The organism is Thermococcus nautili (assembly GCF_000585495.1).
Classification (GTDB): Archaea; Methanobacteriota_B; Thermococci; order Thermococcales; family Thermococcaceae; genus Thermococcus; species Thermococcus nautili.
Genome location: NZ_CP007264.1, coordinates 1 through 14140, shown reverse-complemented (window position 1 = coordinate 14140; position 14140 = coordinate 1). Strand labels below are relative to the sequence as shown.

Below are 14140 nucleotides of genomic sequence, written 5' to 3'. Positions count from 1 at the left end.
GGGCGATTAAAGGGTCATCGTCTGATATAACGTCGAATTTTTTGGGCAGAGTTGTCAACTACTAAACCGAGTAATGGTCATCAATGGGCTCATGGACGCATCCATGTGAATGAACGACGAAGGGCGCAAAGTATTTTAACTGAGAGTGATACAATAAAGCGGTGCGGTGCAAGATGAAGGCAGTGATTTTGGCCGGAGGCAAGGGAACGAGGCTTCTTCCCCTGACCGTGTACAGGCCCAAGCCAATGATACCCTTCTTCAACAGACCCCTGATGGAGTACGCCCTCCAGAGCCTCATCGAGGCCGGGGTCGATGAGGTTTACGTTCTTGTCGGCTACCTTAAGGAGCGCATAATCGACTACTTCGGCGACGGGAGCGAGTGGGGGATAGAGATTCACTACTCCAACAAGGACAACGTGAAGCTCGGAACCGCCGGGGCCACCAAGAAGGTCGTCAAGCACATGGACGACACCTTTCTGGTCGTTTCAAGCGATGTGCTGACAAACCTCGACCTGCGGGCGCTCTACGAGTATCACAAAAAGAAAAAGGCCCTCGCCACGATAGCGCTTTCCGAGGTTGACGACCCGACGCAGTACGGGATAGCGATAATAGACGAGGACGGCAGGATTCAGCAGTTCAAGGAAAAGCCCAGGCCGGAGGAGGTCTTCAGCAACCTCGTCAACGCTGGTATCTACGTCTTTGAGCCCGAAGCGTTCGACCACGTTCCCAAGAACAAGAACTTCGACTTCTCCAGGGACCTCTTCCCGAGGATGCTCGAAAACGACCTTCCGCTCTACGGGTTCCCCTTCAAGGAGTACTGGAACGACGTCGGAAGGCCGTCGAGCTACCTTCAGGCGACGGAAGATGTCTTCCTCGGACGGCTCATCCTGCCGCAGGTGAAAACCGAAAGCCTTAAGGGCAACCTTGAGTACGGTGGGGCGCTCTACACTGGCAGGCGCTGCGTTCTGCGGAAGCCGGAAATCAGGGGCTTCGCGGTCATTGGTGATGACGTTGAGATAGGCAGAAACGTTAAAATTGAACGCTCGGTAATCTTTTCAGGCGTGACCATCGAGGACGGTGCCGAGATAAAGGAGGCCATAATAGGAGAAAACGTTCACATAGGCAAGGGCGTCGTCATACAGCCCGGCAGCGTCATCGGCGACAACACGCTCATTGAGGACTTCAGCAAGATAGGCTCGAACGTGAAGATTTGGGTCGAGTCAAGGATTGGTCGGGAGAGTATAATACTCCCAGATTGAGGTGGTGGAAGTGGAAGTGTATTATTCGCAGAGGTTTAATCCCGAGGAGCTTGCCCTCCTTGGAAGGGCCATAGGAACGGTCTCCCACGGAACGATAATAGTCGGCAGGGATGGAAGGGCCATCTCGCGCTACGGCAAAAGGGCGATGGTTGTTGGCATAGTCAGCACCGGTTCAACAATAATGGACGTCCGCCTGATTCCGCTCATAGCGCTCAAGGACTTTGCCCACAAGAAGGGCCTTCCGCTGGCCTACGTCTACTACTACGGTGGCGTTAGGGTTTACGTCAGTGGGATCGACGTCGACGAGATAAACGCCATCCTCGAGAGCAGGAGCTTCATCGAGGCCCAGCCCAACGATATCGGTGCGACGGTCTACTACCCCAACGCCCTTGACGACTTTATGCACGACGTCTTCAAGCACTACAACTTCAAGCTTGAGGGAAAAGCCCTCGTTGATGCAATGAACACCCCTGCGGTGCTCTTCTTCCCGAGGATGAACGAGCACTTTGGCTTTGAGGTCGAACTCATGAACGACATGATGACCAGCTACCTGCCACCGAAGCCCAAGGAGGTCTTCCTTCACAAGTTGAACAAGGGCGACTACGACTTTGGAATGCGCTTCAGGCCCGACGGTGTCGTCGAGTTCTACAAGGGTGACGAGCAGAAGGAGTTCGTGAGTATGTGGTCGCTCTTTGACTATATGAAGAGGCTCTCCGTATAACGGCAGTTTTATAAGCCCCTCGCCGAGGGGTTTACACGTTCTTCCATTTTGGGGGTGACGGGCTTGGGGATATTCATTGTGCTTGAGGGCATAGACGGCGCTGGAAAGTCAACTCAGGCAAAGCTGCTCAAGCTGTGGCTTGAGGAGAGGGGCTATGAGGTCGTTCTAACAAAGGAACCCACGGACACGCCGTTCGGAAAGCTCATCAGGAAACTAGTCTTGACCGGTGGAAGGGAAGGAATAATTGACGGGGCTAAAATAAGTCACGAGGCGGAGGCTCTGCTCTTCGCGGCGGACAGGGCCGAGCACGTTGACAAGCTCATAAAACCCGCGCTTGAATCGGGAAAGGTCGTGATTTCGGACCGCTACTTTTACTCGTCGCTCGCCTATCAGTGGGCGAGGGGACTTGACCTTGAGTGGCTGATAGACCTCAACCGCTTTGCAATAAGGCCCGACCTCGTTCTGCTTCTCGACCTTCCCGTCAAGGAGAGTATGAAGCGCATAAGAACGAGGAGCATAAAGACCGAGTTTGACAAGATAGTGGAGCTCCAGAAGAAGGTTCGCGAAAACTACCTCAAGCTCGCGGAGCGCTTTCCTGAGATTAAAATCGTCAACGCCCTCGAGGACGTTGATGGTGTCCACAGGCAGATTGTTGCACTCGTTGAGGCTCTGCTCGAGAAATGAATGGAGCCCCGGGCGGGATTTGAACCCGCGACCGGCGGATTACAAGTCCGCCGCCCCGCCAGGCTAGGCTACCGGGGCAGGCTCGCTTTAGGGGACTCCTTTGAGAGTTATAAACCTTTTCCCCTTTCCAACCGCAAAATTTATAAACGTCCCCTGTATCCCCTACATTGGGTCGAGCCGCCGTAGCTTAGTCGGTAGAGCGCCGGACTGTTAATCCGGCGGTCCCCGGTTCGAATCCGGGCGGCGGCGCCATCAGTGGGCCCGTAGCTCAGCCTGGTCAGAGCGCGCGGCTCATAACCGCGTGGTCGGGGGTTCAAAGCCCCCCGGGCCCACCATTACAGCCCTTGCTTGCGCAAGCGCTGGCGGAAGATTAGGTGCTTTTTTGAAGTGTTTATTTCTGAGCGGGTTTTATCTACTTGCTCTTTGGTGAGTGTTCCGCTCTTTAAACGGCGTCCTTCGGACGCCAATAACAAAGTTGGAACTGCTTGAAAAGCCTTGTTTTGGTGTTAAACCCCCTCTAAACTTGCACTCGGTAAGTGCACGACTGTTTTTTGCCCTTTGGTGAGAAGGGCGCTCTTTTCGCCAGCCCATCCCCGAGGCTGTTGCAAAGTTTTATCAGAGTTCGTGACTCCTTTTTGGAATGCGAAGCTCTCTCATTCCTTTTGGCGTTGTTGACGTGGAATCATCATTCCAGTTCAGCGACGAAAAATTTAATAAGGCAACCCGTGATGCACCTACCGCAGGGGGCCGTAGGGTAGCTTGGCCCATCCTGCGGGCTTTGGGAGCCCGTGACCCGGGTTCAAATCCCGGCGGCCCCACCATTCAGCCCTTACTTGCGCTGGCGGAGAAACTTTTCTGGTGAAAAGTTTCATCAAAATTAGGCATGCGTTTTAAACAGTTTATTTTCGGGTGGGGTTGCTCTTAAACTCGCCTGTTTTAAGCGTGTTTCCTTCATTAGCGCCCTTCGGGCGCTTTCAAAGAGAGAAACATGTCACAAAGAGCAGGTCAAAAAGAAACCCCCTCTAAAACTTGCACTTCCAAAAAAGGCACGTCATCTTCCGCCAGCGCTTGTGAAGGAAGCTTTTGAAAAAAGCTTCACCAAAAGTTAGTAGCTCCTCGCTCAAGGGCTCAAGGGAAGGGGGGATTTTATTGGGAAAATCGAGCCTTACAAGAGAGAACCAACCAAAACAGCCCTTTCAAAGGGTTTATTTTCCTTTGACGCCCATCGGGCGTCGATTTAAAGGTTAAACCCATAAGCAAGGAGCAATTTGAAAAGTTCTCACACTCAGAACGACCAACTGAAAAGAAAATCACCCGAAATATAGTATTCCAGAAGAAGCTACCAACTTTGATGAAACTTTTCGCCAGAAAAGTTTCTGGTGCGGGGGCGGGGATTTGAACCCCGGAACCCCTGCGGGAGTGGATCTTGAGTCCACCGCCTTTGACCAGGCTCGGCAACCCCCGCGCTCGAAGGCGAATTCACCACCAAAGCGCCACTCCTAAGGAGCGTTACGGCCGTCACGACCTCCTCGACCGTTAAATCCTCAGCCAAAGCCACCTCAAGCAGGCTTGCGATGATTCGGCTCACGTTATCCCAGCGCTCCTTGGCCTTCCGATAGATTTCTGGCGGTAGCGTAATGTACAGACGCGGGGAAAGGCGCCTCGGACGCCTCCGCTTCCGCGCTCCGGCCTGCTCCTCTCCGGTCGCTTGGGAGTGTACGTACACACCACCCGATTTTACCATGACGAAAACACCCAATGATGTTTATAAATTTTTAGGCTAAAAGCCTTTTCCATTGAACGGCCACAACTCGACGCCTGCCGTAACGCTCATTTTTGAGCACTAAAACGGCCTTCTCGTGCCTTCTTTTTGTGCAGGACCCGCGCGAGCTCGGCAGCTGCTGCCTCGACCAGGAACGGCAGATGACAAGAAAACTTCCTAAAAGAACTCTTTGACAATCTTAACAACACTTGAAACTTTAGTGTCGGGGAGTTCCCCAATTTTGTTTTCTAGCTGATTTACATTAAGCGTTGTCACCTTGAGTATTACAATAGCAGAATCACGGTCTAACCCTGCTTGGATTCGTTCACTTCCTGTTATTCTTAGAAGGCCAGGGGTTACCCCACTGAACCCCGCAGACTTAAGCGTGCGATACATCTTTATTACTCGCTGGAGATTGCTTGTTATTGGACAAGCAATAATAGATGAGTGAGAACTAGCTTTGTGGTACTCATCTCGGCTAATAACTAATACTGGCCGGATATCCCCCAGGACTAACACATATCTCTTCCGAGACTTCTTTTTATTGGTGTGAGTCAATGCATCGGCAATTGAATCAATGCTATCAGAGACATCCGAGTAAGGCACCTTAGCAATCCAGACCTCCCCCTGATTCACTGGGATGTCCCCCTATCTACTCTTCCAAGACCTCAGATAGCAAGTAGTCATCAGCCTTCTGGAAGTCATAGCCACTCTCAAGGATTTTCCTAATTATAAGTTCAAAATCCTGTCTCAACATCTGCTTAGCTGTGCCTATGGAAATACCAGGCGTCTCGTAAAGTATCTTAAGACCCCTGAGGTACAAGACTATGCCGAACCTTGATAACTCAACTGATTTCTCCATATCCTCAAGCCGAGATGAAATCGCAAAAACTTTAGTGAGCAAAAACAGCCAACGGTTAATTAAATCCAGTTCCTCAAGCTCATCATCAGAAATATCCTCTTTACTAAACGCATAATCCCACAACCTAGCGGACTCACTGGCAAATCCCTCTGCAAGATTAACAGCAGTAGGCCTGTAAATCTCCTCCCAAACCCTCTTTTTATCTTCAAGCGTGGAGTGTTCCCTGAACTTTTCCAACATTCCGAACTCTACAGGAAACATCTCTTTGTACACCTTCTCAAGCTTTTTGATAGCCTCATTGTAACTTTCCTCGCTCGCAATATCAGGAACCACACTCAAGAACTTATCCAATAGCTCATCTAGGGACATTTTCTCAAGTTCCTGCTGAAGCTCGTTAAGAATCCCTTTAATTAAGTTAATGTCCACAACAAGAATCTCTGACTCCTCAAGTAATTCAGTAGCAGGAAGAGCACCAACTAACTGTTTAAACCACTCCCGTGGGTCTTCCGGATATCCCCATCTTCCACTACTCTGAACTGCAGAACCCCCTGTCATCAAGATAAATTCATGGACCTAACGCTATAAACCTGACGAAAATACAAAATAATTGCAAAGAAACTCAGGACTGCTAACCCTCACTCCACCGGCACAACCCCAACCCTCTCCTTCTTCATTTTACCGGGACTCCCCACTCGCCGTGAATGAACTTCCCCGGAATGTAGTCTTTCTTCACCATCGCACGGTACAGCTTGTAAACCTCAACAGTCGCGCGCTCCAACCCAATCGTGGACAGGAACAGAGGAACAGGCTTCAGGCCATACTTCCTCGCCAGCACCGAACCCCAGAAAGCACCAATCAACGGCGACCTCCAGAACGTCTTCTCCTTGAACCCCTCATAAGGCGCGTCCTTAATCGCACCACCCATCGCCACGGCCAGACCCGCCAAGAAACCAATCACTGCACCATCGGCCTCCCTGCTCACACTCTCACCTCCTCAAGAGAAAACCAAGCACTATCAGAACAGCGAGAACTCCAAGGAAGACCTCCCAGCTCTTCTTGTCCTTACCCGCATCTGAAGAAGAACCCGAATCACCGGACAAAGGCAGGTACCTCTTTGGGATTTCACTCCCCGGCATCGGCTTGAACTTCTGGTAGTTATCATCAACCTCAACCTCCTTCACAAGGTTGAGGTTAAGCTGATTCTTCTCAACCATCTCCTTGAGCTCCTCAGCCTTCACGCGAAAGTCAGCTCCATTAGTGAGGTAAACCCTCACCCAATGGCCTTTCCACTTCTCACAACCCTGGAGAATCAACCGACGCTTCTCGCTCACGTCCACAAAGCCTCACCAGAGAAAATAGCACTTCATCACCTAAAAACACTGAACCAGAAAACGGGAGAAAACGGCAGAAACCAGAAGAGTCCAACATCAAACACGATGCATTTCTTCTCTCACTCCACTGGTACAACCTCAACCCGAGCCTTCTTGACGGTTATAATTACTGTGTCCCCCACGTTAATATCTAGCTCGTCCCTAACCTCCTTTGGAATCACTACCATGTATTTCGAACCAACACGAGTTACAAACTGGCCAGGACCTAACTTAATTCCACCTTTTCTACCTCTCTGAGCCATCGGAATCACCAATATATTCTATTTAACACACTTTTAAAAAAGTATTCAAAATTCGAACTTTTTGACAATTAGAATTTCTTGTTAATTGTCATATATACTAATTTCGGAGAGAAAGAATTATTAGAATTTTCTGACAATTCGACATTGGTGACTCTGCCATGAGATGGAAGGATTGGAGCGAATTTCCGGATGTAGACGACATAAGATTCAAGGCCTTGAGAACTTTGGTTTTCAGAGAGCTAACACGCCATGTACCGTACTATAGGCCGAGGGATATCCTTCAACGTATCAAAGAGTCATACACTATCCCTGGAGCGCGGATTATTCTGTTCTTCGTCCAGCGGGACAACAACTGGAGCTACTGGGAAGGTGTGAAGTCATACCTGATGGAAAAGTACGGCTACGCTCAGAGTACTGCAGAAAACATCGGGTTCAAAGTTGTTCAGCAACTTTGCGAGTTTGATGGAGATAAATTGAGGCTCAGGCCTAAAGTTTACGGGAAGGTAATTGAGGTTCTAGAGAGCGAACTAAAGGCTAGGGAGTACGCCGAGCGTTTTGACTATATCATCGAGGAGTGGCTTGAGGCTCATGGCTACTATGACGACGAAGAGGACGAAGAAAACGAGGAGCCAGATGACGGGGAGGAAGTCAGCGAGCCTTCGGTTAAGCTTGTTCTGAGGCAGGGTGAGAGGGTTCGGCTTGTTCTGGAGCTTGAGGTTGTTGTAAAGGGTGTTCGCTTTGAGGTGGTGTGAGATGCGTGTGGTTTCCATCTATGAGCTTCGGAGGCTTCCGCGGAGGAGCGCTCTGGAGCGCCTCAAGAGGGTGGACTTTGTCCTCGACGAGGAAGCAACCCTGGTGCCTTCTGAAGAATTCTCCCGAATTCTGGAGAATTCTGGTTCAGTGCATAAGAAGTTGACACACAAACACAAGGTGGTGAGAGCATGAGCAGGCGTGGCCGTCCTCCAGTCATGAAGGCTTGGCGCGTGAGGATAACCCAACCCGGCGAGGAGCCTCTTGAATTTACCCTTTTTGCCAAGACGCGAGAAAAGGCCGAGGAAATGGCCCGCTTCATGGTTCACCAGAGCTTTCCTTTTGCGAGATTTACCGTGAAAAAGATTGGGAGGGTGTTGTGATGGAGAGAATAAATGAGGTCTGGATTCTCGCGACCGAACTCGGAATGTATTCTCACAAGGGGAACTCCTACTGGGTGATAAGAAAATACAAGCGCAGGCCCGGCTACTCTGCGAGAGACGTTGAGAGGCTCTTCTCAGGCTACACCAACTCCGGAAAGACCCAGAAGTTTGAAACCTTTGAGGAGCTTGTTCAGTTCCTCACCGGTGAGCACCCAACCCGGAAGAACTACGGCTTCCCAATCTCCGCCAAGGACATTCTCAAGGCCCTCGAGAAGCTTCCACCTGAGGGAAGAGAGTTCTGGCGCGAGGAGATTGAGTACCTGAGAGAACTCCTCGGAAAGCCTGTCAAGGAGTGGAACCCCCAGCCGAAGCCAACCAAGCAAATAACCCTTGACCAGGTGGTGGGGTGAAAGCCATGCCCCTTCTAATCGCCTGGTTTGAACTCAGCCAGCTCAAAGAATTCCGCGAGGCTCTTGAGAAGGTCGAAGAACTGAGGACCCTCGTTCCCGTCAAGGTCTCCAACATCGAGATGGAAGATGAGAAAATCAAGCTGGTCCTCCACGTGCCGGCCGACGCGCTCAGGCTCACCCGCGAGAGCTTTCCCAAAGCGGTGGTGATAGCATGACCGAAGGCGACAGGAGGAACCTCATCACTGACAACCGCGCCCTGAGGAGAATGAGACGCCAGACAATCCACGCAATAATGAACCAGCTCCACGGGTTTGATGCACACGAAGAATTCTCAGACCTCCTCGAGGAGGCAAGGAAGAAGTACAACATCACCCGCGTCGGCCTCTTCGACATCGACCTCGTCCTCTATGACTTCAAGCTCGGCATGCCGAAGGCCTTCCTCGAGGTCAAGAATAGGTACCAAGTCAGGGACGATGACGGCTACGCAATGTTCGACGAGCCACAGTACACCTTCCTCGAGGACCTCGGCAACTACATCGGCGTGCCCGTTTACTACGTCATCAAGACCAAGACGAAGTGGCTCGTCTGGAAGGTCGAGAGAGGCCTCGCGCAGAGGCGCCAGCTGACCGACGGGAGAACGGTAGTTCTGCTTCCACTGGAAAAGGCCCGGCCTTACAATCACGGCCAGATGGTGAACCGCTTCCTCAGAGAACTGTTGAGGAGGTATTGAGATGATTCTCCCCTTTTCTTCCTCTCGCGAGACGGAGGTGGTTAAAATGAGCGAGACCCATGTCGAACAGATAATAGACCTTCTCCAAAAATACGGCCTTAAGGAACAGGACTGGGAGGACCTTTACACTACACTTATCCACCTCGGTATCAGGGACAAGGCAGAGATAACCCGCGAACTCTACAACTACCTGAGCACGAGATACCCTCACCACGTGGCCCTGGGAGTCCTTGCAGTTATACGCGCCAAGCACTTCGACAACCTCTTTGACAAGGCCAAATACGTGCCAGGCTACCACATCAGCGCCACAGGGATAGAGGTATTTGACAGGTTAAGAGCTGTTCGGAATTCTACGAACACAGACGAACACAGCGTTCGTGAGGAGATGACTGGTAATAAAGACGAACATCAAATGTTCGGGACGTTCGCCTACCGTTCTTCTGAAAACCAGTCAATAAATCCCGTTAAGCCAGCAGAGGTCAAACCAGTCGAACCCGACCCGACCACAATAGCCTACTGGCTCACGGGGGTGAGGACATGAGCGAGGCAGAGAAGGTGAGACAGGCCAGCGACAGGCTTAAGGACAAGCTCATCGAGGAGATAGATGACCTCCTCAAGCAGATGGACGAGGAAGGCCTTGAACACCTCGACCCGGCTGTTCTAAGTCCCATGCTGAGGATATGGATAAGGGGACAGTACGGCTTCCTGCCGACATCAATCACCAGGGACCTGCTCAATGCTTACAAGGTAGTGCTTGAGAATTATAGAGCTGTTCAAAGTGATTTGAACGGTTTGAACACGAGTGTTCTTGGAGAATCTGAAGAGGAGCAGTTTGAACAAAGCTTGTTCAAACCGTTCAAATACCGTTCAGCCAAAAAAGAGCTTGGTAACGAGAAATTTGAGAGACTACTAAATGTCATCAAGGAGACCTACGGCTTACCAAGACCTGTTCACTCTAACGTGGTTCTCATCGTCATGGAAGCAAGGGATGAAGGCCATGAGCTGACTCCTCTAAACATCATATTGCAGAAGCTCAGGGAGGAGGTGGGTTTTACCAAGAACATGGTTTACCGGGTCAAGTCTGATTTCTTCGGCAACGGGAACACGGCCAAGAGCCTTCAGGCCGTCCTTTTCGACGCCACTGGCGAGGTGAACGGTGAGCCTGCTTTCAGGCTGAAGGATTCGGTGGTGAAGTTCGTCAAGGCGAAAATCCTTGAACTCCTCGGCTATGAGCAGGAGGCCGAGGATTTACTGGACTACACCAACAGCGCCAAGGATTTCCTCAGGAACTTCAAGCGGGACGGTGAGGAGGTTTACCTTGACAGGGTCAGGGACCTGGTGAGGGAAGGCGGGAAGGACTTTTACGTGGACTACCTTGACCTGGTCAGGTACGACCCAAGGCTGGCGAAGGCTCTTTTCGACGAGCCTGAGTTTGTGCTCGGTGCTTTCGAGAACGCGGTTAGGGAGCTCCAAGAGGAGGTTTACGAGGAGATTGCCCGGCTTGAGCCTGAGCTGTTCGATGATGAGTTCGAGCCTGTTGAGGTCCGGGTCAAGGTCGGGAACTTCCCGCGGGTGTTCAGGCCGAGGGACATGAGACCGGACCTTGTGGGTAAGTTCGTGGCGGTGGAGGGATACATTACCTCCGCCTCGAAGGTTGTCCCGTTCTTTGAGGTGGCAACGTACGTCTGTACCAAGTGCGGTTATGAGCTTGGTCTGTTCAACAGGCCGACGCGGGAACCCGCTACACCGCCGTCAAAGTGTCCTTCCTGTGGTGCTAAGAGAGCTTGGGATTTTGACGTGAAGAAGTCAAGGAAGGTGGAGATTCAGCATTTCGTGGTGAGGGACGCACCAGAGAGCCTTCACGTTGGCGAGAACCCAAAGGAGCTGAGCGCGTACATTCTCGGCTCTGGTGCTGGAGCTGTGGACGTTGGAGATAAGGTAGTTCTCTACGGCATTCTGCGGGTACGAGAGACGCTGAGGAAGAGCGTGGCCGAGTCTGATTACGTGCTCGAGGTGATTCATGTTGAGCAGTTGAACAGAGGATTCCAGGTAGAGCTTAGCAAGAAGGACGTGAAGAAGGTCCTCCAGCTGAAGGACCTCTACGGGGATGACTTACCTGACGCCGTCGCGAGGTCTATCGCTCCCTGGATTAAGGGTTACGAGTCTGTCAAGAAGGCTCTTGCATTGGCGGTGGTCTCGGCCGAGGGTCTGTGGGATAAGAGGACGACGATTCATGTCCTCCTCGCGGGAGACCCTGGCGTTGGTAAGTCGAGGCTTGCTCTTGACCTTGAGAACATTGCTCCGAAGGTCCTCACGGCGGAGGGTGGCGGGTCCTCGCGCGCTGGCCTAACTGCGAGCTTTGAGAAGGATGAGCTGACTGGAAAGTTCACGGTCAAGGGTGGCCTGCTGGTCCTTGGGAGTGATGGTATTGTCCTGGTCGATGAGTTCAGCAGTTTGAAGAGGGAGGATATCAACGCGTTGAAGACGTGCATGGAGCACGGGTTTGTTGCGCCGGCCAAGGCGGGGATTTCCAATATGAAGCTAAGGGCCACCGCCACAATCATTGGCACGGCCAACCCGAAGGCGGGAAGAATTGACAGGAGGCAGTTACTCATCGACCAGCTGGACGTTCCGTTTCCAGTCCTGACGAGATTTGACCTTATCTTTGCGTTCTTCGATGAGCCAGAGAAGGAGAAAGACGAAGAGATTGGATGGAGTATCCTCAGTGAGGTGAAGAGAAGGAAGAACCGGAAGCCTCCCGAGAGGGTCATAGAGCCTGAGCTTTTGAAGAAACTCTTTGCTTACGCGAGGTTCAATGTGTTCCCTGAGATTGACGATGAAGTCGGCCGGTTGATGGTGGAGGAGTTCAAGAAGATTAGGAGAAAGACAAAGCAGAGTGGAGCGCCAGTTAGCAGGCGTGTAATGGACGCTATTGTGAGGTTGGCTTATGCTCATGCAAAGCTTCGCCTGGCTGAGAAAGTCGAGAAGATTGACGTTGAGGAAGCCGTGAGGTTAATTTGGGAGAGCTTGGAATATGTCGCCTATGACCCGGAAACCGGGGAGATTGACGCGAGCATTCTTGAGGTTGGTGTCCCGTCGAGGGAGCGCGAGAGGTTCGAGCTGTTCGTGAGAGTAATGGAGAAGCTGACGAGAAATCGTGATGTCGTTCCGCTTGAGCTTGTTTTCAGGACCTTGGAAGAGAAAGGCCTGAGCGAGGACGAAATCAGAAAGTTCCTTGAGAAGGGTGAGAGATTGAACTACCTCCAAGTGGAGGGTGAGCTCGTGAGATGGCTTTGAAAATTATCGGGAGATTTCTCCCGAATTCTGCACATTTCTGGTTCACTGCTTAAATACAAGGGTGCAAATAGGGGAATCTGGGGGAGTTTTCCCCGGAGTTCACCTTCAAATCAGATGAAGGGTGGTGAGACTTGTGGAAGATGCGAGCGGGAGAAGGTTGTATGTCTGCCTGCGTTGTGGAAACAAGTTCTGGAGCCGCGCGAAGAAGCCTCAGTGTTCGGTCTGCCGTTCTAAGCGGGTTGTTCCTTACGAGGAGTTTCTAAAACTACCGGAGGAGGAGCGCGAGCGGATTTTAGGCAAGAGGAGCGAGAAGAAGGAAGAGGAACAGGCCAAGGAGGTCACTGCAGAGGTTGAGGAACGCGGAAGCGAGGTGAAGAGCGGGGAGAGTGAGAGGGTGAAGCCGGTTGAAAATCGCGAGAAGGAGGTGAAGCGCGAGGAATCCCCTAAAGTCCCCCGTGCTCACCAGGGTGAAAAACCGGGAGAGACGGTGAAGGGTGAAAGGGTGAAACGGGGAATCAGTATTCCGAGGCCGAGGCTGAGCTGGAAGGCGTGGAGCCTCATTTTGGGAGTGGTCATCATCTACTACCTGTACAAGGTTGGCTGGTTCGATGAGATGTTCCGCCAAGTCAAGCGCTTGACGGGGAAGGAGGAGCCTGTCAAGGCCTACGAGGAGCGAAAGCGGTCTCCTGTTCTGGGAAAGATTGAGAGCAACCTGAGGGGGTGAGGCAAGATGGAGAAGGCGAAGATGGCGATGGCCATGATGAACCCGGCCACTCAGCTCAAACTTTCAAAGATTTTCGGCTGGGTTGAGGACCTGGTTGAAGCAGTCCGCGAGACTGGGTTGGAAGTTGGCGAGGTAAAGAATGGCGAGGACCTTCAGGGGGTTCTACTGAAACTCCTCGGCAAGGCGAAGGTGAAGCACATCGAGGAGAAGAACGCACTGGTTCTGGAGCTGGGGAAGGAGAAGAAGGTTCGCTTGACGCTGAGCTTCAAGGAGGTTGAGTGATGAGCGAAGAGCAGGTTGAGGCGAGACTGGTCGAGCTCGACGAGAAGGACATCACTTCCCTGGTCGAGGACGTGGAGAAGGACCTTGAGGAGATTGATGAGCTGGTTGAGGCCGAGGAAGAGGACCTCGGCGTGAGTGAGACAGGTGGCCTGATGAGCGAGGAGGAGTTCAACGCTCGCTTGGACGAGTTCCAGGAGAAGGACCACAGCTTAACCATATTCGCGAACTATTACGTGAAGATGCTGGAGAAGAAGGCGAAGGAGATTGGCGCGGACATTGACTTTTCCATCTGGTGGGACATCGGCCGTCCGAGCTTTAACGCTGGCCTCTGGTACATGGAGAAGGTTGAGGGTCAGAGCCTCCAGGTGAGCGGGAAGTTCGGCCTGGTCATTGGAGCGGGAAGCCTTCTCATGCTGACGTGGATGTACAGGAAGGCCGCTAAGGAGGCGAAGGCGAGAGGACCTGGTGAAGTGAAGGACCATAAGGCTGAGAAAAGGACCTCCCGCCAGGAGGCCAGGACCGAGGATAAGCTTGTGAAGACGGAAACGGAGAGGCTGAGGGAGAAGGCGAAGCCGAAGGAGCCTGAGCCTCCACAGTCTGAGGTTCTCGCGAAGATTGCGAAGAACCTCGGCTCCTGACTCTT

At 52.0% G+C, this 14140-nt stretch carries 19 protein-coding genes and 5 tRNA genes; 17 read left to right on the top strand and 7 right to left on the bottom strand.

Translation table 11 applies throughout. The annotated features are described in order from the left end of the window. The first annotated feature begins 173 nt into the window (after positions 1 to 173). The 3 genes from BD01_RS00120 to tmk all read left to right on the top strand — a co-directional run bounded on the left by BD01_RS00120 (position 174) and on the right by tmk (position 2664). Positions 174 to 1259: a nucleotidyltransferase family protein gene (locus tag BD01_RS00120; protein ID WP_042688669.1), complete on the top strand. Its 1086-nt coding sequence runs from the start codon at positions 174 to 176 to the stop codon at positions 1257 to 1259. 10 nt (positions 1260 to 1269) lie between these two features. Next, positions 1270 to 1980, top strand: coding sequence for a phosphohexomutase domain-containing protein (locus BD01_RS00115; protein ID WP_042688667.1), 711 nt, complete (start codon positions 1270 to 1272; stop codon positions 1978 to 1980). A gap of 63 nt (positions 1981 to 2043) precedes the next feature. Next, positions 2044 to 2664 carry a dTMP kinase gene (gene tmk / locus BD01_RS00110; protein WP_042688665.1) on the top strand — a complete coding sequence of 207 codons (621 nt, stop codon included), beginning with the start codon at positions 2044 to 2046 and terminating at the stop codon, positions 2662 to 2664. 1 nt (position 2665) lies between these two features. On the opposite strand, the gene BD01_RS00105 is transcribed toward tmk, so the two are convergent. After that, positions 2666 to 2742 (bottom strand) — tRNA-Thr (locus tag BD01_RS00105). A gap of 98 nt (positions 2743 to 2840) precedes the next feature. Between BD01_RS00105 and BD01_RS00100 the strand changes: the two genes are divergently transcribed. The 3 genes from BD01_RS00100 (at position 2841) to BD01_RS00090 (ending at position 3485) form a co-directional block, all read left to right on the top strand. Next, positions 2841 to 2916: transfer RNA gene (locus BD01_RS00100), tRNA-Asn, on the top strand. Positions 2917 to 2921: 5 nt separating this feature from the next. After that, positions 2922 to 2999 (top strand) — tRNA-Ile (locus BD01_RS00095). A 408-nt stretch (positions 3000 to 3407) separates the two neighbouring features. Beyond that, positions 3408 to 3485: transfer RNA gene (locus tag BD01_RS00090), tRNA-Pro, on the top strand. A gap of 556 nt (positions 3486 to 4041) precedes the next feature. Here the strand turns inward: BD01_RS00090 and BD01_RS00085 are convergent. The 6 genes from BD01_RS00085 to BD01_RS00060 form a co-directional block, all read right to left on the bottom strand. Beyond that, positions 4042 to 4129, bottom strand: a tRNA-Leu gene (locus BD01_RS00085). Between the two features lie 474 nt (positions 4130 to 4603). Next, positions 4604 to 5062: a type II toxin-antitoxin system PemK/MazF family toxin gene (locus BD01_RS00080; RefSeq protein WP_022547006.1), complete on the bottom strand. Its 459-nt coding sequence runs from the start codon at positions 5060 to 5062 to the stop codon at positions 4604 to 4606. 16 nt (positions 5063 to 5078) lie between these two features. Continuing rightward, entirely contained in the window at positions 5079 to 5843 is a 765-nt protein-coding gene (locus BD01_RS00075) for a hypothetical protein (RefSeq protein WP_022547005.1), read from the bottom strand. Positions 5844 to 5958: 115 nt separating this feature from the next. Further along, positions 5959 to 6270, bottom strand: a complete 312-nt coding sequence (locus tag BD01_RS00070) for a hypothetical protein (RefSeq protein ID WP_022547004.1) — start codon at positions 6268 to 6270, stop codon at positions 5959 to 5961. A 4-nt stretch (positions 6271 to 6274) separates the two neighbouring features. Beyond that, positions 6275 to 6526 (bottom strand): hypothetical protein, encoded by a 252-nt coding sequence (locus tag BD01_RS00065; protein WP_156927367.1) that lies wholly within the window; start codon positions 6524 to 6526, stop codon positions 6275 to 6277. 212 nt (positions 6527 to 6738) lie between these two features. Continuing rightward, a complete protein-coding gene (locus BD01_RS00060; RefSeq protein ID WP_022547002.1) occupies positions 6739 to 6921 on the bottom strand; it encodes an AbrB/MazE/SpoVT family DNA-binding domain-containing protein in 183 nt (60 codons plus the stop codon). A gap of 158 nt (positions 6922 to 7079) precedes the next feature. On the opposite strand from BD01_RS00060, the gene BD01_RS00055 reads away from it, so the two are divergent. The 11 genes from BD01_RS00055 to BD01_RS00005 all read left to right on the top strand — a co-directional run bounded on the left by BD01_RS00055 (position 7080) and on the right by BD01_RS00005 (position 14135). Continuing rightward, the gene (locus BD01_RS00055; RefSeq protein WP_022547001.1) at positions 7080 to 7673 is read left to right on the top strand and encodes a hypothetical protein; all 594 of its coding nucleotides are present in this window, start codon (positions 7080 to 7082) and stop codon (positions 7671 to 7673) included. A gap of 1 nt (position 7674) precedes the next feature. After that, positions 7675 to 7866, top strand: coding sequence for a hypothetical protein (locus BD01_RS00050; protein ID WP_022547000.1), 192 nt, complete (start codon positions 7675 to 7677; stop codon positions 7864 to 7866). Beyond that, positions 7863 to 8054 carry a hypothetical protein gene (locus BD01_RS00045; protein WP_022546999.1) on the top strand — a complete coding sequence of 64 codons (192 nt, stop codon included), beginning with the start codon at positions 7863 to 7865 and terminating at the stop codon, positions 8052 to 8054. Before BD01_RS00050 ends, BD01_RS00045 begins: the two co-directional genes overlap by 4 nt. Next, positions 8054 to 8464: a hypothetical protein gene (locus BD01_RS00040; protein ID WP_022546998.1), complete on the top strand. Its 411-nt coding sequence runs from the start codon at positions 8054 to 8056 to the stop codon at positions 8462 to 8464. Before BD01_RS00045 ends, BD01_RS00040 begins: the two co-directional genes overlap by 1 nt. Before the next feature lie 5 nt (positions 8465 to 8469). After that, the gene (locus BD01_RS00035; protein WP_022546997.1) at positions 8470 to 8679 is read left to right on the top strand and encodes a hypothetical protein; all 210 of its coding nucleotides are present in this window, start codon (positions 8470 to 8472) and stop codon (positions 8677 to 8679) included. Further along, positions 8676 to 9194, top strand: coding sequence for a hypothetical protein (locus tag BD01_RS00030; protein WP_022546996.1), 519 nt, complete (start codon positions 8676 to 8678; stop codon positions 9192 to 9194). Before BD01_RS00035 ends, BD01_RS00030 begins: the two co-directional genes overlap by 4 nt. 1 nt (position 9195) lies before the next feature. Then, positions 9196 to 9735 carry a hypothetical protein gene (locus BD01_RS00025; RefSeq protein WP_042688657.1) on the top strand — a complete coding sequence of 180 codons (540 nt, stop codon included), beginning with the start codon at positions 9196 to 9198 and terminating at the stop codon, positions 9733 to 9735. Then, positions 9732 to 12491 carry a minichromosome maintenance protein MCM gene (locus BD01_RS00020; RefSeq protein ID WP_022546994.1) on the top strand — a complete coding sequence of 920 codons (2760 nt, stop codon included), beginning with the start codon at positions 9732 to 9734 and terminating at the stop codon, positions 12489 to 12491. Before BD01_RS00025 ends, BD01_RS00020 begins: the two co-directional genes overlap by 4 nt. A gap of 124 nt (positions 12492 to 12615) precedes the next feature. Further along, a complete protein-coding gene (locus tag BD01_RS00015) occupies positions 12616 to 13215 on the top strand; it encodes a hypothetical protein (protein ID WP_042688653.1) in 600 nt (199 codons plus the stop codon). Between the two features lie 6 nt (positions 13216 to 13221). Then, the gene (locus BD01_RS00010) at positions 13222 to 13497 is read left to right on the top strand and encodes a hypothetical protein (protein WP_022546992.1); all 276 of its coding nucleotides are present in this window, start codon (positions 13222 to 13224) and stop codon (positions 13495 to 13497) included. Beyond that, a complete protein-coding gene (locus BD01_RS00005) occupies positions 13497 to 14135 on the top strand; it encodes a hypothetical protein (RefSeq protein ID WP_042688651.1) in 639 nt (212 codons plus the stop codon). The genes BD01_RS00010 and BD01_RS00005 overlap by 1 nt, the downstream gene beginning before the upstream one ends. Positions 14136 to 14140 lie beyond the last annotated feature (5 nt).